The organism is Pelagibacterium sp. 26DY04, assembly GCF_031202305.1.
Classification (GTDB): Bacteria; Pseudomonadota; Alphaproteobacteria; order Rhizobiales; family Devosiaceae; genus Pelagibacterium.
The window spans coordinates 383,890-406,087 of record NZ_CP101731.1 but is presented as its reverse complement, the minus strand read 5'-3'; the positions used below and the strand labels follow the sequence as shown (position 1 = coordinate 406,087).

Annotated in this window: 18 protein-coding genes and 1 riboswitch; of the genes, 5 read left to right on the top strand and 13 right to left on the bottom strand. The window is 64.4% G+C overall.

Annotated features, from left to right (window positions below; translation table 11 throughout):
- Positions 1-3: 3 nt before the first annotated feature.
- Entirely contained in the window at positions 4-891 is an 888-nt protein-coding gene (locus NO932_RS01890; RefSeq protein WP_309209331.1) for a BadF/BadG/BcrA/BcrD ATPase family protein, read from the bottom strand.
- Between the two features lie 169 nt (positions 892-1,060).
- On the opposite strand from NO932_RS01890, the gene cobU reads away from it, so the two are divergent.
- On the top strand, positions 1,061-1,591 hold the full coding sequence (gene cobU / locus NO932_RS01885) for a bifunctional adenosylcobinamide kinase/adenosylcobinamide-phosphate guanylyltransferase (protein WP_309162924.1): 531 nt from the start codon (positions 1,061-1,063) through the stop codon (positions 1,589-1,591).
- A gap of 1,399 nt (positions 1,592-2,990) precedes the next feature.
- Here cobU and cbiB read toward each other — a convergent pair.
- Genes cbiB through cobA form a run of 4 tightly spaced genes read right to left on the bottom strand, consistent with a single transcriptional unit; the run spans position 2,991 to position 7,549 of the window.
- Entirely contained in the window at positions 2,991-3,947 is a 957-nt protein-coding gene (gene cbiB / locus NO932_RS01880) for an adenosylcobinamide-phosphate synthase CbiB (protein WP_309209330.1), read from the bottom strand.
- Positions 3,944-5,413: a cobyric acid synthase gene (locus NO932_RS01875; RefSeq protein WP_309209329.1), complete on the bottom strand. Its 1,470-nt coding sequence runs from the start codon at positions 5,411-5,413 to the stop codon at positions 3,944-3,946. The genes cbiB and NO932_RS01875 overlap by 4 nt, the downstream gene beginning before the upstream one ends.
- Entirely contained in the window at positions 5,410-6,729 is a 1,320-nt protein-coding gene (locus tag NO932_RS01870) for a cobyrinate a,c-diamide synthase (protein WP_375142811.1), read from the bottom strand. The genes NO932_RS01875 and NO932_RS01870 overlap by 4 nt, the downstream gene beginning before the upstream one ends.
- Positions 6,701-7,549, bottom strand: coding sequence for a uroporphyrinogen-III C-methyltransferase (gene cobA, locus NO932_RS01865; RefSeq protein WP_309209327.1), 849 nt, complete (start codon positions 7,547-7,549; stop codon positions 6,701-6,703). Before cobA ends, NO932_RS01870 begins: the two co-directional genes overlap by 29 nt.
- Positions 7,550-7,595: 46 nt before the next feature.
- Between cobA and NO932_RS01860 the strand changes: the two genes are divergently transcribed.
- Positions 7,596-8,360: a cobalt-precorrin-6A reductase gene (locus NO932_RS01860; RefSeq protein WP_309209326.1), complete on the top strand. Its 765-nt coding sequence runs from the start codon at positions 7,596-7,598 to the stop codon at positions 8,358-8,360.
- Here the strand turns inward: NO932_RS01860 and NO932_RS01855 are convergent.
- Complete coding sequence (locus NO932_RS01855; RefSeq protein WP_309209325.1) at positions 8,332-9,324, bottom strand: cobalamin biosynthesis protein; 993 nt, start codon at positions 9,322-9,324, stop codon at positions 8,332-8,334. The two genes, NO932_RS01860 and NO932_RS01855, sit on opposite strands and share 29 nt — an antisense overlap.
- An 83-nt stretch (positions 9,325-9,407) precedes the next feature.
- Positions 9,408-10,427, bottom strand: a complete 1,020-nt coding sequence (locus NO932_RS01850) for a LacI family DNA-binding transcriptional regulator (protein ID WP_309162931.1) — start codon at positions 10,425-10,427, stop codon at positions 9,408-9,410.
- A gap of 105 nt (positions 10,428-10,532) precedes the next feature.
- On the opposite strand from NO932_RS01850, the gene NO932_RS01845 reads away from it, so the two are divergent.
- On the top strand, positions 10,533-11,054 hold the full coding sequence (locus NO932_RS01845; protein WP_309209324.1) for a hypothetical protein: 522 nt from the start codon (positions 10,533-10,535) through the stop codon (positions 11,052-11,054).
- Positions 11,055-11,073: 19 nt separating this feature from the next.
- On the opposite strand, the gene cobO is transcribed toward NO932_RS01845, so the two are convergent.
- From cobO to cobW, 4 genes are all read right to left on the bottom strand, one after another.
- On the bottom strand, positions 11,074-11,718 hold the full coding sequence (cobO, locus tag NO932_RS01840; protein ID WP_309209323.1) for a cob(I)yrinic acid a,c-diamide adenosyltransferase: 645 nt from the start codon (positions 11,716-11,718) through the stop codon (positions 11,074-11,076).
- Positions 11,715-15,707 (bottom strand): cobaltochelatase subunit CobN, encoded by a 3,993-nt coding sequence (gene cobN, locus NO932_RS01835; RefSeq protein ID WP_309209322.1) that lies wholly within the window; start codon positions 15,705-15,707, stop codon positions 11,715-11,717. Before cobN ends, cobO begins: the two co-directional genes overlap by 4 nt.
- A gap of 3 nt (positions 15,708-15,710) precedes the next feature.
- On the bottom strand, positions 15,711-16,736 hold the full coding sequence (locus NO932_RS01830) for an endonuclease/exonuclease/phosphatase family protein (RefSeq protein ID WP_309209321.1): 1,026 nt from the start codon (positions 16,734-16,736) through the stop codon (positions 15,711-15,713).
- A 98-nt stretch (positions 16,737-16,834) separates the two neighbouring features.
- Positions 16,835-17,890 carry a cobalamin biosynthesis protein CobW gene (gene cobW / locus NO932_RS01825; RefSeq protein WP_309209320.1) on the bottom strand — a complete coding sequence of 352 codons (1,056 nt, stop codon included), beginning with the start codon at positions 17,888-17,890 and terminating at the stop codon, positions 16,835-16,837.
- A gap of 66 nt (positions 17,891-17,956) precedes the next feature.
- Positions 17,957-18,182, bottom strand: a riboswitch (cobalamin riboswitch).
- Between the two features lie 81 nt (positions 18,183-18,263).
- Here cobW and NO932_RS01820 point away from each other — a divergent pair.
- Both NO932_RS01820 and NO932_RS01815 read left to right on the top strand, forming a co-directional pair.
- Positions 18,264-19,241 carry an aldo/keto reductase gene (locus tag NO932_RS01820; RefSeq protein WP_309209318.1) on the top strand — a complete coding sequence of 326 codons (978 nt, stop codon included), beginning with the start codon at positions 18,264-18,266 and terminating at the stop codon, positions 19,239-19,241.
- 215 nt (positions 19,242-19,456) lie between these two features.
- Positions 19,457-19,834, top strand: a complete 378-nt coding sequence (locus NO932_RS01815) for a DMT family protein (protein WP_309209317.1) — start codon at positions 19,457-19,459, stop codon at positions 19,832-19,834.
- 28 nt (positions 19,835-19,862) lie between these two features.
- Here NO932_RS01815 and aztD read toward each other — a convergent pair whose 3' ends face one another.
- Together aztD and znuA are read right to left on the bottom strand one after the other, a co-directional pair.
- A complete protein-coding gene (gene aztD, locus NO932_RS01810; protein WP_309209316.1) occupies positions 19,863-21,047 on the bottom strand; it encodes a zinc metallochaperone AztD in 1,185 nt (394 codons plus the stop codon).
- A 164-nt stretch (positions 21,048-21,211) separates the two neighbouring features.
- Positions 21,212-22,168 (bottom strand): zinc ABC transporter substrate-binding protein ZnuA, encoded by a 957-nt coding sequence (znuA, locus tag NO932_RS01805; RefSeq protein ID WP_309209315.1) that lies wholly within the window; start codon positions 22,166-22,168, stop codon positions 21,212-21,214.
- Between the last annotated feature and the right edge of the window lie 30 nt (positions 22,169-22,198).

Below are 22,198 nucleotides of genomic sequence, written 5' to 3'. Positions count from 1 at the left end.
GTCTTAAATAGCGTTTTCGGCGTCGGCGTTCTGGCGGGCCAGGATCACCGCGCCGTGCAAAGGTTCGGCGCGCGGCAGGCAGACATAGTCGCCATAGCGGATCGAGAGCAGCGGCAGCAGCCTCTGGCCGAACCCGCCCACGATTGCGAGCTTTTCGGCGCCCCGGGCTTTGAAATAATTCACATAGCGATCGATATGGCCGAGCTCGATTTCCATGAGCTCGGCAGCCACCGGATCACCCTTTTCGAAATATTCGATGAACAGGGGCATCAGCGCGCCGTAATCGGCCGGCTGGCGCTTGTCGAAGCTCCAGGCCATCACCGCGTCGAGGCTCCCGCCAAGCTTTTCGATCACCGCTTCGGTGAGCGGCGAACCCTCGACAAGCCTGTCGGTGGCTTCCACCGCATGGCGCACCAGCTCGCGCCCCAGGATCGCGCCCGACATCTGGTCGCCGATATAAAAGCCCCAGCCGCCGACCTGGAAGCGTTTGCCCTTAACCAGCGCCATGCCGGCCGAGCCCGTGCCCACGATGATCACCGCCCCGTCCTCGCCTTCATGGGCGCCGGCGCGGGCGATGTCGATGTCGTCATAGACCGTCACTTTCGCGAAGGGCCAGTCACGCGCCGCAAAGGCCTCGCGCGCCGAGGGCAGGCGCGCCCCGGCCATGCCGAAGCAGGCATGAGTATTGACCGTTTCGGCGAAATCGACCCCGGCCATGGCAAAGACCTGGCGCGTGCCTTCCCGGATCGAGACGTAGGCCGGATCGCCGTTTTCGAGCTGAAGATTGGAGCGTCCGCCACGGGCTTCGGCAAGGGTCGAAAGATTGGCGTCGGCGAGCCGGATACGGCAATTGGTGCCGCCGCCGTCAACGCCGAGAAAATATTTGGGCACGATCGGAAAAGCTCCTGATTGCCGGCGGACCATACTGGGATTGCGCATAGGACGAAAGTATTATGAGGTCAAATCGTAAATCGGTCTCAGGGGGATGGCAGGGTCGTTGCGAAACGGAACACAAGGCACGACGTTCTGATACATTACCGCCAGCGGAGGGCAAAAGACATTGAACGGTCATATCCTGGTTCTGGGTGGCGCCCGGTCGGGCAAGACGGCGCTCGCCGAGCGCATCGCGACCCGCAACAGCACCGCGCCGGCCTATCTCGCCACCGCCGAAGCGCTCGACGACGAGATGATGGAGCGGGTTTCCGCGCACCAGAGGAGCCGGGAGGGGCGCTTCGCCACCATCGAGGAACCGCTCGAACTCCCCCAAGCCATATTCGCCGCCGCCCAAGCCCATGACGTGATCCTCATCGATTGCCTCACGCTCTGGATCACCAACCTCTTGAGCATGGAGCGCGACGTGGCCGACGAAGTCGATACGCTCGTCGAAGTGCTCGAGGGCATAACCAACACCCAGATCATCATCGTTTCCAACGAGGTCGGCCTGGGCATCGTCCCCGACAACGCCCTGGCCCGCACCTTCCGCGACCTGGCCGGCGCCGCCCATCAGGAACTGGCCGGCATCTGCCAAAACGTCTACTTCGTCGTCGCCGGCCTGCCCCTCGTCGTCAAGGGCGAAGCCCCCGAACTTTGACCCCCTCAATCCGGGGGCTCGTCCCCCCGGAATTCAGCAGCCCCTCCACACGCGCCCTCCCGCACCGCCGGCAGCGCTGCGGATTGTCGGGTCAAGCCCGACAATGACGAGAGGAGAGGCTGGAGACCACGAGCGACGAGATTCTTGCTCCAACGCTCCCCAAGAGCCCCCCTCTAGGAGAAGGGCCGGGAATAAAGGGACCCTGAGCCGGCAACAACCGCCTGAACCCTATCCCCACCCTCCCAACCTCGTCATCTTCGGGCTCGACCCGGAGACCCGCAAGACCTTGGCGCCCTCAGAAGGAGTGTGTCCTCGAACCTCTCCCGCACCACCAGCAGCGTTGCGGATTGTCGGGTCAGGCCCGACAATGACGACGAGAGGTGAGTGTCCCACCAAACTGCTTGTGCCGTCCTCCTTCACCCCACCCTCTGTCGCCCCGGGCTCGACCCGGGGCAAGGTATGCGCGCCGTTCTCGGCTCTTTCTCCCGCATCCCCCTTGTCGCCCTTACGACGGGAGGCTGGAGTCCACGAGCGAAGAGACTCTTGGTACAACGCTTCCCCAAGGGCCCCTTCTCCCCTTGAGGGAGACTTCGAACCGTCCTTTGGTCAATCGTGCCGGTGGCACGATTGGAGGTGAGAAGGCCATGAGGGCGGAGCCTGCCCCTCGCGAAGGCGGGGGCTCGAATGGCAGGCCCCAAAGGGCGAGACGGATGAGGGGTGCGCTGAGCATCAACAATCACCGCCGGTGCCCGTTGATATGCCGAGCCCCCCTCATCCGACCGCTTCGCGGCCACCTTCTCCCACCAGGGGAGAAGGGTACGGGGGTAAACACAAGCACAGAGCTCCTGGCTTCTCTCAGGAACATGTCCCAAGAGCCCCCTTCTCCCCTGGTGGGAGACTTCGAACCGTCCTTTGGCCAATCGTGCCGGTGGCACGATTGGAGGTGAGAAGGCCATGAGAGCTACGCTCGAATGGCAGGGGATGAGGGGCGCGCTGAGCTTGCGTCATGGCAAGAGCCGGAACCGGCGCGCATACCTGGCCCCGGGTCAAGCCCGGGGTGACACGTTGGTGTGGTGAGGCCGGGCACCGCCCCGTCTCCAACCCCCACCACGCTCCACCGCCGAGGTCTCCAGCAGCCCAACTGCTTATCCCCACCATCACACTACCCCCCAACCGTCATCCCGGCCTTGAGCCGGGATCCAGTACACTCAGCGCCTGAGCCCCAGCCGCAGCGCTTCCCCAAGAGCCCCCTTCTCCCCTGGTGGGAGACTTCGAACCGTCCTTTGGCCAATCTTGCCGGTGGCACGATTGGAGGTGAGAAGGCCATGAGAGCTACGCTCGAATGGCAGGGGATGAGGGGGGCGCAGCCTATGCGCCACACACCAGCCCCGACAGATGGTCACAATACGACACCCGCCAGCGCCCACACCGCCAGCGCTCCCAGCGCGATCAGCATAGCCCGGTCGAAAAGCCCGATCGCCGTCGCGATGTCCTCGGCCGTGAGATCCCGCCGCCCCTCCCCCATCGTCGGCAGATCGAGCGTTTCCCCCGCATAAGACCGGGGCCCACCGAGCCCGAACCCCAAAGCCCCGGCCATCGCCGCTTCCGGCCATCCGGCGTTGGGCGAGGCGTGCTTGGCGGCATCGCGCCGCACCGCCGCCCACGCCGCGTCGCCATCGGCACCCGGCATCCCCCGGGCCGCCAGCGCAAACAGTACCGCCGTCAGCCGCGCCGGGATCCAGTTGACCAGATCGTCGAGCCTAGCCGCTCCCCAGCCGAAGGCCGCGTAACGCTCGTTGCGGTGCCCGATCATCGAATCCGCCGTGTTGATGGCCTTATAGACCGCCGCCCCGGGCAGCCCGAACAGCGCCAGGTAGAACAGCGGCGCGATCACCCCGTCCGAGGTGTTTTCCGCCAGCGTCTCGATCGCCGCCCGCGACACGCCCGCCTCATCGAGTTCGCTTGTATCGCGTCCCACGATATGGCTCACCGCCCGCCGCGCGCCCTCGATACCCTCCTCGCCGAGCGCCCGCGCCACATCGCTCACCGCATCGCGCAGCCCCTTCTGGGCAATCAGCGAGGACGCCAGCAGGACTTCGACAACCCAGCCGAACGGCAAAAAGCGCAGCAGGGATTGAATACCCAGCGCAACGATCAGCACCGCCAGCACCACCACGGCAATGGCCACCACGCCGCGCATCTTCCGGCCGTCGAAGGAGGCCTCGGGATCGTTGAGCCGCTTGTCCTGGGCCTCGATCAGCCTGCCGATCCAGATGACCGGATGGCCGATCCTGTCGACCAGCCAATGGGGATAGCCCACCAGCCGCTCGACCACCGCCGCCAGCAGCGCGATCACGGCTTCGGCTCCCGCGCCAAGGCCAGCACCGCGTCGAGATCGATATGCGCTTCGAGATGGGCAGCCAGCGCATCGAGCGTCGCATCGGTCCTGGCATCGAAATCAAGCAGCGGATCGGTTTTGATCTCCAGACGCTTGAGAAAATCGCGCCGGAATTGATCGGCAGCGAACAGACCGTGCAGATAAGTGCCCGTCACCCGCCCGTCACCCGAGCGCGCGCCCTCGGGCGCCCCATCCACATAGGCAAAGGGCCGCAAGGTGTCGTCGCCTTCGGTTACCCCCATATGCATGTGGTAGCCAGCGAGCGGCAGGCCCGAAGCCGCGTCCTCCGCCGATTCGAGCCGCAATTGCTTTTGCCCCTCCAGCCGCGTGGAAACATCGAGAAATCCCAGTCCCGCCGTTTCCCCCGCCGAGCCTTCGATGCCCGCCGGATCGGCCACCGTGTGGCCAAGCATCTGATAGCCACCGCAAATCCCGAGCACATGCCCACCGGCGCGAACATGGGCGGCGAGATCGACGTCCCAGCCTTGCGCCCGAAGAAAATCGAGATCGGCGCGCGTCGCCTTCGACCCCGGCAGAATCACCAATTTGGCCTCGCGCGGCAGCGGTTCGCCGGGCTGGACGATCACCAGCCTCACGCCCGGCTCGGCGCGCAGCGGATCGAGATCGTCGAAATTGGCGATCCGGGCCAGCCGCGGCACGGCGATCACCGTTTCCCCCTCGCCCGCATCGGCATGTTCGAGGGCCAGAACGTCCTCGGCGGGCAGGTGCCGCGCCCCATCGAAATGGGGCACCACGCCGAGACACGGTTTGCCGGTCCGCTCCTCGATGATCTTGCGCCCCGCATCGAAAAGGCTCGGATCGCCGTGGAATTTGTTGATCAGCGTCCCGGCGATCAGTTCGGCATCCCCGGCCTCGATCACCGCGAACGTTCCCACGATCGAGGCGATCACCCCGCCGCGATGGATATCGCCCACCAGCACCACCGGCACGCCCGCCGCTTGCGCAAAGCCGAAATTGGCGAGATCGCCACCCCGCAGATTGACCTCCGAAGCGCTCCCCGCGCCTTCGACGATCACCAGATCATTGGTCCGCGCCAGTTCCCCGAAGGCTTCGAGCACCTGGGGCATCAATTCCCCGCGCCGCGCAAAATATTCCCGCGCGCTCATCGATGCCACCCGCCGGCCGCGTACCACCACCTGCGATCCGGTTTCCTTTTCGGGCTTGAGCAGCACCGGGTTCATCGCCGTCACCGGACTTTTGCGCGCCGCCCGTGCTTGGAGCGCCTGCGCCCGCCCGATCTCGCCGCCATCCTCGGTAACGGCGGCATTGTTGGACATGTTCTGCGGCTTGAACGGAGCCACCGACAATCCGCGATTGGCAAACGCCCGGCACAGCCCCGCCACGATCAGCGACTTGCCCACGTCCGAGCCCGTTCCCATCACCATCAGCGCCCGGGCGGTCATGGCCGCGCCCCCTCGATCACATGCGCATACGATCCCATGACATTTCCCACCCGCGCGCCCATCGGCGCCAACGGCTCGCCCAGCGCATCGGTGGCCGCAAACAGCGGCGGCAGGTCGAAAGGCGCGTGGCTGGAATAGTGGAACTCATGCCCCAGCAGTTTTTCGGGCCAGGGCAGCGGAGAGGCATGGCTAAGCCGCCGATACCCCAGCACCCGCTGGGGCCTGTCGATGCGCGTTTCGACCGGCAGCAGTCCGGCCATGGCATGGTTCACCCCTTCGCGGTCGACCAGCGTCTCGCCCAGCACCATGAACCCGCCGCACTCGCCATAGACGAGCGCCCCGCGTCCGGCAGCCGCGCGCAGCCCCGCCTTGAACCGCTCCGCCGCCCCCAGCGTCCCCCCATGCAGCTCCGGATACCCCCCCGGCAGGAACACCGCATCCGCATCGCCCTCCGGCGCCTCATCGGCCAGCGGCGAAAAGAACGAAAGGCTGGCGCCAGCCTCGTGCCAATGCCCGAGCAGATGCGGATAGACGAAAGCGAAAGCGGCGTCATGGGCGATGGCGATCCGCTGCCCCAAAGGGGGCAAACTCGGCACCGCTGGAGCCTCGACAACCGGCTCGGCGATGGCCCCGAGCAGGCGAAAATCAACATGGGTGTTCAATACCGCAGCCATGCGCTCGACATAGCCTTCAATACCATCAACATCGCCGGGCAGAATCAGCCCCAGATGCCGCTCGGGCAGCACAAGGTCTGCCCGCCGCGGAATCGCTCCCAGGCATGGCAATCCGGTCCTGGCCAGCGCCTCGCGCAACATGGTTTCATGCCGGTCCGAGGCTACTTTATTGAGGATCACTCCGGCCACCCGCACGTCCTCGCGCCACCCGGCAAAGCCCGAAACCAGCGCCGCCACCGACTGCGCCTGCTTGTCGCAATCGACCACCAGAACCACCGGCAATCCCAGCGTCGCCGCCAGATCTCCGGTCGATCCCGTGCCATCCACGGCGCTGTCGAACAGCCCCATCACCCCTTCGACAAGCAGCGTGTCGTAGCCCTCGGCGTGCGCCCAGGCCCGGCCACGCAGCGTTGCCGCATCCATGGCCCAGGGGTCGAGATTGATCGCCGCTGACCCCGCCGCGAGGGCCAGAAAGGCCGGATCGATATAATCCGGCCCGGTCTTGGCCGGCGCCACGCGATAGCCGGAATTGGCCAGCGCGCGCGCCAGCCCCAGCGTTATCGCCGTCTTGCCCGAGCCCGAACGCGGCGCGGCAATAATCAGCCCGCGCGGCTCAGCCAAGGGTGTTCTCCTTGAGTTCATCACGATACCAGTCGAACGCCTCCCGGTATCGCGACACCGGGCCGAGTACGACGATGGCGGGCGTGGGAATATCCTGCCGTTCCCCCAGCGCCCCCGCTTGGGCCAGCGTGGCCTCGAGCACCGATTGGTCGGGCGAAGCCGCATTGGAAACGATCGCCACCCTATCGTCCGGATCACGTCCCGCCGCGATCAGCTTTTCGGCGATCGAGCCCAAATGCTTGACCGCCATATACATGACGATCACCGGGGCAGCCGTCGCCACCGCCTGCCAGTCCACGCCCTGGGGCACACCGCCCTTCTCGTCGTGCCCCGTCAAAAAGATCACGGCCTGATTGGTGTCGCGATGGGTGACGGGAATCCCGGCATAAGCCAGCCCACCCACGCCAGCGGTGATACCGGGAACGATCCGGAACGCGATTCCCTCGCGCGCCAGTGTCTCGGCTTCCTCTCCGCCGCGTCCGAACATCATCGGATCGCCGCCCTTCAAACGCAGCACTTTCTTGCCGCCCCGCGCCAGCTCGACCAGCCTCAGGGTGATGTCGGCCTGTTTGGGCGAGGGCTTGCCGCCACGCTTGCCGGCATAGATCCTTTCGGCAGAAGGGTTGGCCATTTCCAGCAAACCGCCCCCGACCAGCGCGTCATAGACGATCACATCCGCCTGCCCCAGCGCGTGATAGCCGAGCAGCGATATCAGTCCCGGCGCACCTGGTCCTGCCCCCACCAGCCAGACCGTGCCCGGCTCGAAAGCGGGAAAATGGGCGGCATCGAGCCGGGCGAAGTGCCCTTGGCCCAAAAACCTGCGCCGCAGCCATCCAAACATCAAATCACATCCGCCATCAGTTCGTACTGGTGTATAGAGCCAGGATATGACGACGAGCAACGACAACACCGACCAGCGCCGCATATTGATCCTCGGAGGCACGGGGGAAGCGCGCGAACTCGCCGCCGCGCTGATCGCGGACGGTCATGCCGTCATCAGTTCTCTGGCGGGACGCACCAAAGCCCCCACCCTGCCGCCCGGCGAAATCCGCATCGGCGGGTTCGGCGGTCCGCAGGGCCTGGCCGCCTATCTCGATGAGCAGGCGATCGATCTTCTCGTCGATGCCACCCATCCCTTCGCCGCCAGTATGTCGGCAAACGCCGCTACCGCCGCGTCGTCCGCCAATGTTCCGTTGGTCCGCCTCGAACGGCCGGCATGGTCCAGGCCCCAAGGCGCGATCTGGTTGGAGGTTCCCGACATGGAGGCGGCCGCCGATGTGCTGCCCGAGGACTCCCGGGTATTGCTGACGGTCGGCCGGCAGGATCTCGATCCCTTCCGCAAACGCGCAGACTGCACGTTTTTTGCCCGAATGATCGAAATTCCGGCCGACCTTCCCCCCGAATGGACGATCATCGCCCATCGTGGTCCGTTCACCCTCGCCCAGGAGAAGGCGGTGCTGACCGCCAACGCCATCACGCATCTGGTGAGCAAGAATTCCGGCGGTCTCCAGGTGGCTGCCAAGCTCGCCGCCGCCGCCCAGCTCAACGTTCCGGTGATCATGATCGCCCGCCCGGCGCTGCCCGAAGCCGAAACCGTTCAGACCGTGGCTCAGGCGCGCGAAGCTATCGGGCAGCTTTTCCGAACCGGCTGATATCGATCGGGGTATCGGCCTTGCCCAGGGCGCAGGTGACGTTGCCGGCTATCCGCTTGGGCTCGATCAGCGTTCCGGCCTTGAGAGCCACTGCCTCGCACACGCCCGCCAGCCCCGTCGCTGCTTCCACGGCTGCCGATGGCGTCTCGAGCCGCTTTCTCTCCCTTTCGATCTCGCGCCGCGTGAAGACACGCAACGGCACGCCGAAATGCTCCGCTGCTTCAATCAGTGCGCCCGTCTTGACATGGCTGTCGATCGTCGCCAGCGCCGCGACCGCGCCGGGGGCGATGTCGGCATCTGCGAGCACCGTTTCGACCAGCCCGATCACATCCGGGGCAACAGCCTTGCTGGTACACCCCAAGCCGACCACGACGGTTTGAGGATGCACCAGCAGCCCCGGTCCTTGCCTTGGGCTCTCGCTCAGCCGCAGGAGCTGGCTGCCTTCGTCCGAAACAGGATATCCGGCGAGTTCCAGCCACCCCGAGCGCCCTTCGACCCGGAGTTTTTCGCCCTTGAGCAGCGCCGCCATCAGCGGCCGCATCGCCTTGGGGTCGGCCACCACATAGCCGGGCGGCGGGTCGTCGAGGGAAAATTCGTAAAGCGTATCGGAAAGGGACGTGACCGCCGCAAAGCCGCGGAACCCATCGGCGATCCAGCGGGCCAATGCATTGGCGCCGCGATGGCTGCCCAGAAGGGGGACGGCCACCTTGCCGTCGGCGGAAACCGCCAGCACCGGCGGCTCGGATACCTTGTCGCCCAGATCCGTCCCCAGCAACCGGATCAGTACGCCAGCGGCGCAAACCCCGACGATCGGCGCGCCCTGCGCGTAAGCGGCAACCACCAGGGGAGCGGCGTCCTCACGGCCCGCGCCGCACAGATGCACCGGCGCACCCAGCAATTGCGCCACATGCCGGGCAATCTCGTCGCCGCGCGGGGAGATGGAAAATACGAGCGGGGTCTTCAACGCCAGAGGCTTAACTTGAGTGAGGCAGTCGGTTTTCGCCTAGCACAGTTTCTCAAGCCCGCCAATCGGCGGATTGGGCATGCTTACGCGATCCGCGCCACTGAATCGCGTGGCACCAGATGCACCGGCAGCTCGATGATCGGCAGGTCGGCCCGCGTCCGTCCTTCGATGATGTCGAGCACCAGGGTCATGGCGTGGCGGCCCATCTCCTCCTTGGGTTGGTGCACCGTGGTCAGTCCCGGCACATAGGTGTCGGCGAGAACGATGTCATCGAACCCCATCACCGACAGATCGCCCGGCACCGAGACCCCATAGCGATGCAGTTGTGAAATGAACCCCATGGCCGCCTCGTCATTGGCGACAAAAATCGCCGTCGGCTTGTCCTTGAGCGAAAGAAAGCTCTGCGCGGCGGCCCGTCCGCCGATGGCATTGAACCCCCCTTCGAAAAACCATGTGTCGTTGATCGCAACTCCGGCTTCTCCCATAGCCCGGCGCAGCCCGTTGGCGCGCGCCCGCCGCACCGGCGTCCGGTGCGGACCATAGGCGTGCCCGATCCTTGTATGCCCCATCTCGATCAGATGCCGGCCCGCGATATAGCCGGCCCGCTCGTTGTCGATCAGGATGTGAGGCACGCGCATAAGCCCGCGCTCCTCGCTCATGGCGACGATCGGCGGCGTTCCGGCATAGAGCTTCTTGAGCAGCGCAAGATCGTGATCGGCGATTTCATGGCCGGAAAGGATGATCACCCCGTCCACCTTGGCGGTGCGCAGATTGGAAAGGATCAGTTCCTGGGTGCCGCCGGGGCTGGGGTTGGTGATGGTGATCGAATAGTTCGACGCCTCGGCCCGGCGCTGAATGCCCCTGAAGATCTCCGAATAATAGATGTTGCCGATATCGTTGGCGACGACCAGTACCGCATTGGCGCGCTGCTTTTTGAAATTGCGGGCGGTTTCGGACTGCACGTAGTGCAGCGCTTCGACGGCTTCAGTCACCTTGCGGCGCGTCTTTTCGGTCACCGTCTCGGGCGCGTTCAAGGCCCGCGACACGGTCGCTGTCGAAACGCCGGCATGACGCGCCACGTCCCCGATCGATGGTCTTTTCACGTCCCCTCCCTACCCCGAGGCGATTGCCTGCAACCGCTCCTGTTTACGCCACTTGCCGCCAAAGCGGAACCGCGCGCCGTCACTTGAAAATTCCCAGGCTTGCGAATGCCACAATCGCCGGGCAATCATCGCGCCATGTCGAGCCGTCTTCTTGCCGCATTGATCATTTTCGCCAGTATTTCCGGGCCTTTGCTGGCTGCGGAATGGTCGCGCTACGTCAATCCGCGATTCGGCATGGCGGTGGATATTCCCGCGGGCTTTCATGCCGAGGGCAGCGCGCCGGTCCAGGGCGACGGCAAGCGCTTCCGCGCCGAAAACGGCCGCGCCACCATCACCGCCTGGGGCGCCCCGGCCATGGGAAATGATTTCATGGCGGAAACCAGCGCCCGCATCCGCGCTGACGAGAACGATGGCTGGGCCATCACCTACCGCTCGGAAACCCCCGATTGGGCCGCCTGGGGCGGCACCCGCGGCGGACACGTCTTTTATGCCAAGGCTCTGCTGGTCTGCGACGGCACCCAAACCGCCAATGTGCGCCTGGACTACCCGGCCATCGACGTTCCCAATTTTGATTCCATCGTCAACCGCTTAGGCCAGAGCCTTGGCCAAGATGGCGCGTGCTTCTGATCGCTGAGGCTGCCGACGGCTAAAACTCAATCCCCGCCTGAGCCTTCACCCCCTGCTCTCGGAAGGGATGCTTGACCAGCGTCATCTCGGTCACGAGGTCGGCGATCTCGATCAGCTCGTCCTTGGCATTGCGGCCGGTCACGATCACGTGCTTGTCGGCCGGCTTGTTCTTGAGCGTCTCGATCACCTCATCGAGCGGCAGATAGTCGTAGCGCAGGCAGATGTTGAGCTCGTCGAGCAGCACCATCTGATAGTCCGGATCAGCGATCAGCTCCTTGGCCCGGTCCCAAGCCTGCCGCGCAGCGGCCAAATCGCGCTGGCGGTCCTGGGTGTCCCAGGTGAACCCGTCACCCATGGCGTTGATCGACACCTGGTCGGGGAAGTGCTCCAAAATATCACGCTCGCCGGTGTGCCACTTGCCCTTGACGAACTGGACGATCCCGACCTTGAACCCATGGGCGATGCCGCGGAACACCATGCCGAACGCCGCCGTCGACTTGCCCTTGCCCTTGCCGGTATGAACGATCAGCAGACCCTTTTCGGCCTGATTGGCAGCCACCAGCTTGTCGCGCGCCACCTTCTTTTTGCGCATCTTTTCGGCATGGTAGGCGTCGCGCTCCGCCTCGGTCATGGTGTCCGTCTTTTTGGGCTGGCGATCGGTCATCTCTCGTCCTCGAGCAGGGCATGGGCGGAATTGGAGCGCGGCGCCCAGAAGCCGCGCTCGCGCGCTTCGGAAAATCTTTCGATCAGTTCTTGGTATCCGAACCGGTTCGCGGTCATAAGGAAATCACGCGTCGCTTCGTCCTCGACAAAGGCGGCGAAGGCCATGTCGAAATGGTGCGATTTGACCGCACCCGTGGTCGCTGCGAACCCGAACATGAAATCGACGGTCGCGACGATCTCGAACGCCCCGCGATAGCCATGCCGCTTCATGCCGTCGATCCATTTGGGATTGACCACCCGCGCCCGCATCACCCGCGCCACCTCTTCCTCGAGCGTGCGCACCTTGGGTGTTTCTGGCCGCGAGGTGTCGAGATGATAGGCTGCGGGCTTTGCGCCGGACAGCGTCTCGACCGCCGCAGAAAGGCCGCCCTCGAACTGGTAGTACTGGTCGGAATCGAGCAGATCGTGCTCTTGATTGTCCTGCACATGCACTACCGCTTCGGCCCCACGCAGCCGGTCGGCGAACAATGCTCTTTCGGCGATCCCCTCGGCATGAGCGCCATAAGCATATTGCCCGCTGGCCATTACCGCCTCGGCGAGATCGGCCTTATCCTCCCATTTCCCGCTCTCGACCAGCTTGCCAACGCCGACGCCATAGCCGCCTGGGGCGGCTCCGAAGATGCGGTGTCCGGCGCGCAGTGCGGCGTCTTGCTCGGACGCCCCATTCTCCATCAGCGCCAGCGCATCGGTGCGCATGCGGGCGGCGATCGGGTTGTCCTCGACCGGCTCGTCCAGCGCTCCGATGGCCCGCACCGCCTTGTCGAACAGGGCGATCTGGGCGGGGAAGGCATCGCGGAACAGCCCTGATATCCGCAAGGTCACATCGACCCTGGGGCGCCCGAGTTTCGCCAGCGGGATGATCTCATAGCCCATGACCGAGAGCGAAGCGCCCTGCCAGACGGGCCGCGCCCCGATCAGCGCCAAGGCCTGGGCGATGTCGTCGCCGCCGGTGCGCATATTGGCCGTGCCCCAGACACTCATGGCGATGGCCTGCGGATAGGCGCCGTGATCCTGGAAGTGGCGCTTGAGCAGATTGTCCGCCGCTTTCTGCCCCAACGCCCATGCCGTCTGGGTGGGAATGGCGCGGTTGTCGACCGAATAGAAATTGCGTCCCGTGGGCAGCGTGTCGATCCGCCCCCGCGTCGGCGCTCCCGATGGACCGGGCGGGACGAATTTCCCGTCCAGCCCGTCGAGCAATGCCTTGATCTCGCCCGGTCCCGAGGCGGCCAGCCTCGGCCGGATCGTCGTCTCCATCGTCTCCAGCACGGCTCTGGCCGCCTCCCAATCGGGTTCGGGCTCGCGCCCCGTCACCAGCTCCGCCGCCAGCGCTTCCAGCCGTTCGACGGTATCTCCACCGGTCCGCCACACCCCGCCATTATCGAGCGCGTCCGGCCTGGGTCCGGCCCATGGGGCGGCCCAGTCCAGATCGAGCGGATCGGCACCGAGTTTGAGATCATCGGCCAGCGCCCGGATCAGCGAGCCATCGCCCCCCTTGCCATCCCCGCGCGGCACGCGGGCAAAGGCGACCAGAAGGTCACGCTCGAAATCGCCTTGCGGCGAGCGCCCGAAGACATGCAGCCCGTCCCGGATCTGGGACTCCTTGAGCTCACAAAGGAAATTGTCGATCTGATTGAGCGCCGCATTCTCGTCCTCGGGCAGTTTCAGATCCGCGTCGAGCCGCGCATCGCGGGAAAAGTCGAGGATCTTGCGTTTGAGACTTTCCAATCGCCGCTGGTCCATCCCCATGGCCGCATAATATTCGTCGAGCAGCGCTTCGAGATCCTTGAGCGGCCCATAGGTTTCGGCCCGCGTCAGTGGCGGCACCAGATGGTCTATGATCGTGGCACCCGTCCGGCGCTTGGCCTGCGTGCCCTCGCCCGGATCGTTGACGATAAAGGGATAGAAATGGGGCACCTGCCCCCAGAGCACCGAGGGGTAGCTTTCGGTATCGAGCGCATTGGCCTTGCCCGGCAGCCATTCGAGATTGCCATGCTTGCCATTGTGGATCAGCGCGTCGATCCCGAATTCATGCCGCAGCCACAGATAGGCGGCGATATAGGCGTGAGGCGGCACGAGATTGGGATCGTGGAAGCTCTCTTCCTGGGAAACATCGTAAGCCCGCCCCGGCTGGAGCAGGATCGCGACGTTGCCGAATACCTTGACCGGCAAATGGAACGCATCCCCGCGCACGAAGGGATCGGCCTCCGGCTCCCCCCATCGCGCCGGCACGTCCTGGGTGATGCAGGGATGGAGGTCAGCAAACAATTGCTTGTACCGCTCGAGCGGCATCACCGCGTCGGATGTGCCATGCTGGGGCCGGGCGTTGGTCGGACCTGTCTGGAGATGTTCGATCAACGCGGTGCCGGAGCCGAAAACACCAACACCCCCGCTCCTGGCGAGCTCAGCGCCCCCCTCACCCCCGCCCCCTCTCCCACCAGGGGAGAGGGGAGCTCTTTTGGTCAGCTCCAAAGCGTCCACAAGCTCAGCTTCCCTTCTCCCCTGGTGGGAGAAGGTGGCCGCGAAGCGGTCGGATGAGGGGGGCGCTGAGACTGCCAAATCAGCCGCCGGTTGCGGTAGACCACCAACGTCATACCCAGCCCCCGCCAGCGCCTGCAAAATTTCGACGGTCGATTGCGGCGCGTCATACCCCACGCCATTGGCCAGCCGCCCGTCACGCAACGGATAATTGGCCAGCACCAGTCCGATCTTGCGCTCCGCCGGAGCCTTTCCCTGCAGCCGCGCATAATTTTTCGCCAGCTCCACCGCCCGCCGCACCCCATCGGGTTCGGGCGTGAACGACGTCAACGGGCATTGCGTCCGCCCGTGCCACACGGCTTCCGCCTTGTGGCCCACGATCAGCGTCCCCACCCGCCCGTCAATCTCGGGCAATACGACCTGCATGGCGAGGTCCTTGCTCGTCAGCCCGCGCGGATCGGCCTCCCACATCACCGGCGGGCGCGAACCCTGGACGAGCTGGATCACCGGCGCGTCGGTCAGCGCGAACGGATTGGCCTCCGGGGTCAGATCGTTCACCCCCAGCGCGAAACCGGTGAGATTGAAGACCGCCGCCGGCTGCAATTGTCCCAGCGCTTCGCGCACGAACCGGGCGCAATCGGATGCCTTGAGCGATGAGATGACCATCGGCACCGGCACCAAACCCTGTGCCTCCAGCCCATCGATCAACGCCTCGAGCGTCGCCGTGCCGGCTCCTTCGAGAACGGCGCGATAGAAGAGGATGGGAACAAGTGCGCCTCGCTCCGATTGGGCTCGTAGCCGGCGCTGCGCACCCCTCACCCCCGTTCCCTCTCCCTCAAGGGGAGAGGAGGGCTCTTGGTGGGGGACTGTCGGAGAGCTTATCTCGATTGCATCAAGGCTTGGGACAATCCCACGCTGGCGATCCCAAAACCCGAACGCGGGGAATGCCTTCGCCATCTCGGGCACCGGCCTCCCCTCCGCCAGCGCCCGAAACACCGCCAGGATCGAATCGGCATTGTCCGGTCCGCCGGCCAGGAACAGCCGATGCAGGCCATGCCAATCGGCCTCGGCAATTGTGGAGCGCCCCAGCAGCACAGGATCGGGATTTCCATCGCCTGGCAGAAACGCCAGCGCGATGCCCTTCCGCCGCGCCAGCATCTCGATCTCGTCGCACCCATAGGGCCAGTAAGCTGCCCCGCCGATCAGCCGGATGACGATCAGGCTGGCGTGGGAAAGCGTATCCTCGCACCAGAGATCGACGGAGAAATTATGCGTCAGCCGCATCAGATTGGCCAGCCGCAGACCCTCCTCGCCGGCCCGGTCCGCCGCCGCCGCCAGCATGGCCAGCTCGCTATCGGCCGAAGAGGCAAAGGCGAACGCCCCCGGCGTTTGGGCGAGGTCGATGGCCTCGCCCTCTTGCTGCAATGCTCCGGCTTGTGCGGCGAGAAGGTGCATGGGCTAGACGACCTGTGCGGGCTGGAGCTGGAACGTCGCGCGGACGATGCCGTGATCGGTGGTGCCGGTTTCCCGATGATCGTCGCGGTTCAGATGGTCATTGAGGATATCGAGCCCCTGGAACGACCAGATGCGCCGCCGCGAATTGTCGTAGAACTCCTGGCTCACCAGAATATGGTCGAGCGAAGTGCGCTCGTTCTGGAAGATGTGGGTGTAATAGACATCGCGCGTCGAGCGATATTGCTGCAGCGTCTGGGCTGTATAGAGCGAGGCGTCCCCGCCGCCCGCCGAGAGCCCCAGCAGGTAGCGCGGCTGGCCGGTCAAGACATTGGCGGTGTTGGACAGTGTCTCGTCGTTGATGTCGCCGAGCACGATCACCGGCATGTCGTTGCCGCGCATTCGCTCGATCAGCATCATGCGCAGCGCCGCAGCCTCCGCCGTGCGGCGGATGGTCGAAATCGCATAGCCGAGCGCTGTGGAATAGGGCGAATGGATTTCGCGCTCATACCAGCTTTCGCGGTAGACCTGGGTCGGGGATTTTGATTTGAGATGACAGACATAGACCGCGATCGGCTGCTGGGTTTCCACCGGCTGGATGGTGAAGTGGAGCACCGGACGCGAGAACCTGTCGATGGAAACATCGATCTGGGGCGTCTGCGGATCGTCGCCCTGGCTTTGCAGCCGGAAATTTTCGGGGAAATCGGCGATCCATTCGGGCTCGCCCACCAGCCATTCGGAACGCACCGCCGCCGCGCAGACGATGCCCTGCCCCTCGTGTCCCTGGGGCACCAGCGCTCTGTGACTGGTCTCCAACCCCGCCGCCATCAGCGCGTCGTCGAGCGCCCCGGCATGCCAGAGTTCTTGAAAGCCGATCACGTCTGCCGCCATCACCTCGAGCGCGATGCCCAGCCAGGAGATCTTTTCGTCATACTGGACCTGGGTCCAGCCCTCGCCCTGATAGATGGGAAGGCCGGGCCTGTTGAGGTTATAGAGATTGCAGGTGGTAAAGCTGATCTGTTCGCGAGCCATGGGCCATGCTCCTACCGGTTGCCGCTTGCGGACGGATTGTACCGATCCGCCCGAAAGCGAGGATAAACCGGAATCGAGGCGGTTAGCGTGACGCCCAATCAGGCGGCCTGCATCACCTTCTGGAGGCTCGCTTCAATCTCTTCGCGCGCCAGCGGGCTTTCCCCGATCACGACGAGGCGGGTGAGCCGTTCTTCATCGGCATTCCATTCTCGGTCGAAATAGGCGTTAACCCTCGGCCCTACCGCCTGGATGGCCAGCCGCGCCTTGGCGCCGGGGATGGCGGCAAAGCCTTTGAGGCGCAGCACGTCATGGGTGGCGATGGTGTCGGCGATCGCCGTCAGCAACTGGTCGCGCCCCGGCCCGGACGGCAGCGTCACCGAAAAGGAATCGAAATCGTCGTGCTCGTGGCCTTCCCCGCCATGATCCATCTCATGATGGCTTTCGCGGCCGGAAAGATCATCTTCGGACCCGATCCCCAGGCCCAGAAGCGCCATGGCATCCACATGCCCGTTGGCCGCCCGCACAATGGAGGTGCCCTTGCGCATATGCTTGCGCAATTGGGCCTCCACGGCATCGAGCACGGCCTCGTCCACAAGGTCGGTCTTATTGAGCACGATCATGTCGGCGGCCACCAGCTGGTCCTCGAACAATTCGCCCAGCGGGGTGTCGTGGTCGAGCATCTCGTCGAGTCGGCGCTGGGCGTCCACTGCCGCTTCATTGGCGGCGAACCGCCCCTCGGCGAGCGCCGCCGCGTCGGCAACAGTCACAACGCCGTCGATCGTCACTTCCGCCTTGATCTCGGGCCAGTTGAAGGCGCGGATCAGCGGCTGGGGCAGGGCGAGCCCCGAGGTTTCGATGACGATATGGTCCGGCCGATCGGGCCGGGCGAGGATCGCCTTCATGGTGGGGATGAAATCGTCGGCCACCGTACAGCAGATGCAGCCATTCGCCAGTTCGATCATGTCCTCTTCGCGGCACGTCTCGTCACCGCACCCCGCAAGGACATCTTTATCCACCCCGATATCGCCGAATTCGTTGATGATGAGCGCGATGCGCTTGCCCTTGGCGTGGCCGAGCAGGTGGCGCACCAGCGTCGTCTTGCCGGCGCCCAGGAACCCCGTGATCACGGTGGTCGGAATCTTAGTCTCTGTCATAGTTTAAGCCTCTTGCGCGTCCACCCGACGCGGGAATTGAGTGATGCACGAGGCTCCCGTTTGAAAGCCGCGTCCGGACGTGCTGGCAGGTCTCCTGGCTCGCCGCTCGGCCGGATCGCCTCCCCTTCCCGGCCATGTCGGCCAGTGGCGTTTCGGAGATGATCCATCGCGACTTACAGTTGCGGGGGCAGCCACGGCATTGGCCCCGTCAAGGGTCGTCCGCACCGTGTTCCCTTTTGCTTCCCCTCCCGACTCTTGCAACGAAAGGGGAACCAACACGGTTTAACCTCTGACACGCCCATTAAGTTCGAGTCAATTGCATCGGGGGGCGGGCTCGCTTATCACGAAACGGCAAACCGGAGAGACGACGACCATGAAGATGCGGCGGTTGGGGAAAACGGGCCTTTGGGTTTCGGAAATCGGGCTGGGCTGCTGGCAATTGGGGGGCGATTTCGGACCGATCGAAGACACCGAGGCCTCGACCATTCTCGCCAACGCCGCCCGGCTGGGCGTCAATTTCTGGGACACCGCCGACGTCTATGGCAATGGGCTCTCCGAACACCGCATCGGCACCTTTTACGGCAAGCCCGAAGATCTGGTGGTCGCCACCAAGGTCGGCCGCTCGTCCGCGCTCTACCCGGACAAGTACACAAAGGGCGGCATCAAGGACAGCCTCGAGGAATCGGCGCGCCGGCTGCTCGTCGATACCATCGACCTTGCCCAGCTCCATTGCGTGCCGCGCGACGTGCTCGAAGCCGGCGAGATCTTTTCCTGGATGGATGAGCTTCAGGCCGAGGGTCTCGTTAAAAACTGGGGCGCCAGCGTCGAAACCATCGAAGAGGCCGAGATCTGCCTTGAGCAGGATGGGCTCTCCACCCTGCAGATCATCTTCAACCTCTTCCGCCAGGACGCCGCCGACGGGCTGCTGGAAAAGGCCAAGCAGCGCGATGTCGGTATCATCGTGCGCCTCCCCCTCGCGTCGGGCCTGCTCTCTGGCAAATACACGCGCGAGACCGAATTCTCCCCCACCGACCACCGCAGCTACAATCGCGACGGGCAGGCCTTTTCGGTCGGGGAAACCTTCGGCGGCATCCCGTTCGAAACCGGGGTCGACCTTGCCGACCAATTGCGCGGCTTCGTGCCCGAAGGTCAGCGCATGAGCCTTTTCGCCCTGCGCTGGATCTTGGATCATGACGCGGTATCCACCATCATCACCGGCGTCTCCAACCCCGAGCAGATCGGCGTCAATGCGGAAGCGAGCGACCTGCCCGAGCTTTCGAGCGAGGTGCACGCCCAGCTCACCGAGTTCTACCGCGGCAAGGTGCGCCCGCACATCAGGGGCGAAGTTTAGAAATGATCCAATGCAGGCGGTCGTTCCAGGCACCGCTCACCTCCCCACCACCATGTTATTCCGGGATTTATTCCCGGAATCCAGCAGCAGCGCTTGCCAACGTCTCGACGGTTGCTCTTTTTCTTAACATTGCGCTTGATTTTCCCCCGCTCAGGCGCACTGGATAGGCCCATGCCAGCCCGCCATCGTGGCGGGCTTTTGCGTGAGCCCCATCGATGCCCGCCACCCTTGCTGCAACCCCTTCGCTCGCTTCCCTTTTCGCTCCCATCCTCCTGCTCATCGCCTCGAACGTCTTTATGACCTTCGCTTGGTACGGGCATCTGAAATTCCCCGCCACAGCGCTTTGGACGGTCGTGCTGGTGAGCTGGGGCATCGCCTTTTTTGAATACTGGCTCGCCGTGCCTGCCAACCGGATCGGCTATGGCGTCTACTCAGCCGCCGAACTCAAGACCATTCAGGAAGTGATCTCGCTTTCGGTCTTCGCGCTCTTTGCCATCTTCTATCTGGGCGAAAAATTCACCCTCAACCACGTCCTGGGCTTCGGCTTTATCGCCCTGGGTGCCTTCTTCATCTTCAAGGGGCCCATCAAGTAAAAGGCCGCCCGGAGGCGGCCTCTCAAGATCAGTGGACAGCGCCCGAACCGCCGGCGACGACGATTTCATAGGGCAATCCGGGCACGGCGATCCCGCCCGCCGGCTCGAACGCTTGCGCGTCGACGCGGTGAATGGTGCTCTCCCTCGGGTCGGTCACCAGGATTTCATCGCCCGCCACCGCGATGCGCGGCCGCGGATCGGCCCAATGGCCGTCCATGGAATAGGGTTCGGTCAGCGTCAGCTTGCCCTCGAATTGCCCCGAAAGCGTATTGAGCCGGTGCAAATCGCCGTCCTCGGTGAAGATATAGGCATATTGCGGCCGCACGTTATCGACAGCGAAGTGAACCCGGCGCGTGGGCAAGTCGATGAGGTTGAAGCTTTCTTCCGCCGGGTCGATCACCACCACCCGGTCGGCACCGAAATTGCCCAGGAAGTACTGAATGCCGACCCCGCCCAGGAGCGTGGAAACCTTGCCCTCGGGCAGATCGTCGGCATAGGGGAGATGGCTCACCTGCGGCCCTTCGGCGCTGTCGGTGACCAGCAGCAGCCCGGTTTCGCAAGCGATGGCGAGCAGATTGCCCGAGCTTGCCTCCCCATGCAAACCGGGACATGCATGGGTTTCCCCGATCGGGTTGTCGTCACCGTCAAGGACATTGATCCCCACGGGCAGATTGGACGGGTCTTCCGGATGCGGCTCGGTGATCAGCACATGGTCGCCATAGGCCGCCGCGACCCCGTGATGGGGCGCGCTCGAAGAGACAACCCGCGGTTCATCGGTCCCGAAACCGGATTCATCGATGATCTTGGCCACTCCTTCATTGTCGAAAAACAGCGCGATCTGTCCGTGATGCTCAACGAAGTGGACCGGATAGTCACCCTCGACCGAACCGTCGATGAGGCTGGGGTCGCTGATCTCGATATCGCCGTGGTCCCCGTGATCGTCGATCACGACCCCGGTCGAGATCGCCTGCACGATATCGTTGTCGCCCTGGACGGCAAAGACGGTCTGCCCGCTCGAGGTCCCATAGAGCCGCGCCGGCCCTTCGAGCGTGAAGGCCTCGATCACTTCGCCGGCCTCGAGATCGACGACGCTGACCGTGTTCTCGGCCTGATCGGCGACGAAGGCGCGATAAAGGGTCACCTCATCGGCCAGAACCGAACCGGGCAGGGCCAGGCCGGCCAACAGCGCGGCGTGCAAGGAGATTGAACGCATTTCGTCTTCCTTTCTAAATGGTATAACATAACAAAATTTTGCAAAGCCAAGGCCAGAGGGGTCCCGGCAGCGCAGTATCTTTGGAGAAGGAGGGCGGGACGGGAGCTCACCGCAAGCTCCCGTCCCTGATGCCCCGGCCAAGCCGATCCGGCAGGCAAACCGGATCAGTCGGCGAGGCAATCTGTAAGGCTGGTCGCCATGGTTTCGATCAGCGTGAAATAGAGATCCGGTCCGTCCGCGATCTCGGCGCCGAGCGGATCGAGCGTTCCGATCCGGGCACCGGTTCCCTCGGCTACCGTTTCGATCACCTGCGGAGAAAATTGCGGTTCGGCGAACAGGCAAGCAGCGCCCGTCTCGGCCACGACACCCTGGATTTCCGTCAGCCGGCCGGCACCGGGCGAGACTTCGGGATTGACCGTAAAGCTGCCGGTCGCTTCGATATCGAAGCGGTTCTCGAAGGCATGATAGGCATCATGGAAGACGAAGAACGGCTTGCCCCGCGCCGGCGCGATCTGTGCATCGATCTCCTGCTGGAGTTGGTCGAGACGAGCTGCCAACTCCTGGCCATTGGCATTATAGGCCTCGGCGTTGTCCGGGTCGGCCGCGATCAACGCATCGGCAATCGCCGCCACCATCAGCCGGGCATTCTGCGGATCGAGCCAGATATGAGCGTCCCCGTGCTCATGGTGATGGTCGTGATCGTGCGCCTCACCTTCGCCATGGGCGTGATCCTCGTCCCCGTGGCTATGGGGTTCGAACAGCCCGCCTTCGCGCAACGGAAGAATGGAAATCCCTTCCACCGCCATCATCTCGACTTGCGTTGCGTCCGAGGCCAGCGTGTCCAGCGGCCCGGCGAGAAAGGTTTCCATGCCCTCCCCGATCCAGAAGACGATCTCGGCGCTTTCGAGCTTGGCGGCGTCTGACGGGCGCATGGAAAACCCGTGCGGGCTGGCTGCGCCCTCGATCAGCAATAGCGGCTCGCCCACGCCCTCCATGACGCCGGAAACCAGCGAGTGCAGCGGCTTGATGGTGGCGACCACCTGAGGCGCGGCCAGAGCCGGCGTGGCTGAAAAAAGCGCCGCGATGGCAGGCGCAAGAGCACAAAGGACTTTATTGGGCATTGTCGGAACGGCTCCGGGCAACTATGTTAT

What these genes read in the sequence shown, in the direction of transcription:
- NO932_RS01875 (WP_309209329.1), bottom strand. Translation starts at nt 5,413, where the DNA reads ATGACCGCCCGGGCGCTGATGGTGATGGGAACGGGCTCGGACGTGGGC.
- NO932_RS01870 (WP_375142811.1), bottom strand. Translation starts at nt 6,729, where the DNA reads ATGAACTCAAGGAGAACACCCTTGGCTGAGCCGCGCGGGCTGATTATT.
- cobA (WP_309209327.1), bottom strand. Translation starts at nt 7,549, where the DNA reads ATGTTTGGATGGCTGCGGCGCAGGTTTTTGGGCCAAGGGCACTTCGCC.
- NO932_RS01860 (WP_309209326.1), top strand. Translation starts at nt 7,596, where the DNA reads ATGACGACGAGCAACGACAACACCGACCAGCGCCGCATATTGATCCTC.
- NO932_RS01845 (WP_309209324.1), top strand. Translation starts at nt 10,533, where the DNA reads ATGCCACAATCGCCGGGCAATCATCGCGCCATGTCGAGCCGTCTTCTT.
- cobO (WP_309209323.1), bottom strand. Translation starts at nt 11,718, where the DNA reads ATGACCGATCGCCAGCCCAAAAAGACGGACACCATGACCGAGGCGGAG.
- cobN (WP_309209322.1), bottom strand. Translation starts at nt 15,707, where the DNA reads ATGCACCTTCTCGCCGCACAAGCCGGAGCATTGCAGCAAGAGGGCGAG.
- NO932_RS01830 (WP_309209321.1), bottom strand. Translation starts at nt 16,736, where the DNA reads ATGGCTCGCGAACAGATCAGCTTTACCACCTGCAATCTCTATAACCTC.
- cobW (WP_309209320.1), bottom strand. Translation starts at nt 17,890, where the DNA reads ATGACAGAGACTAAGATTCCGACCACCGTGATCACGGGGTTCCTGGGC.
- NO932_RS01820 (WP_309209318.1), top strand. Translation starts at nt 18,264, where the DNA reads ATGAAGATGCGGCGGTTGGGGAAAACGGGCCTTTGGGTTTCGGAAATC.
- NO932_RS01815 (WP_309209317.1), top strand. Translation starts at nt 19,457, where the DNA reads ATGCCCGCCACCCTTGCTGCAACCCCTTCGCTCGCTTCCCTTTTCGCT.
- aztD (WP_309209316.1), bottom strand. Translation starts at nt 21,047, where the DNA reads ATGCGTTCAATCTCCTTGCACGCCGCGCTGTTGGCCGGCCTGGCCCTG.
- znuA (WP_309209315.1), bottom strand. Translation starts at nt 22,168, where the DNA reads ATGCCCAATAAAGTCCTTTGTGCTCTTGCGCCTGCCATCGCGGCGCTT.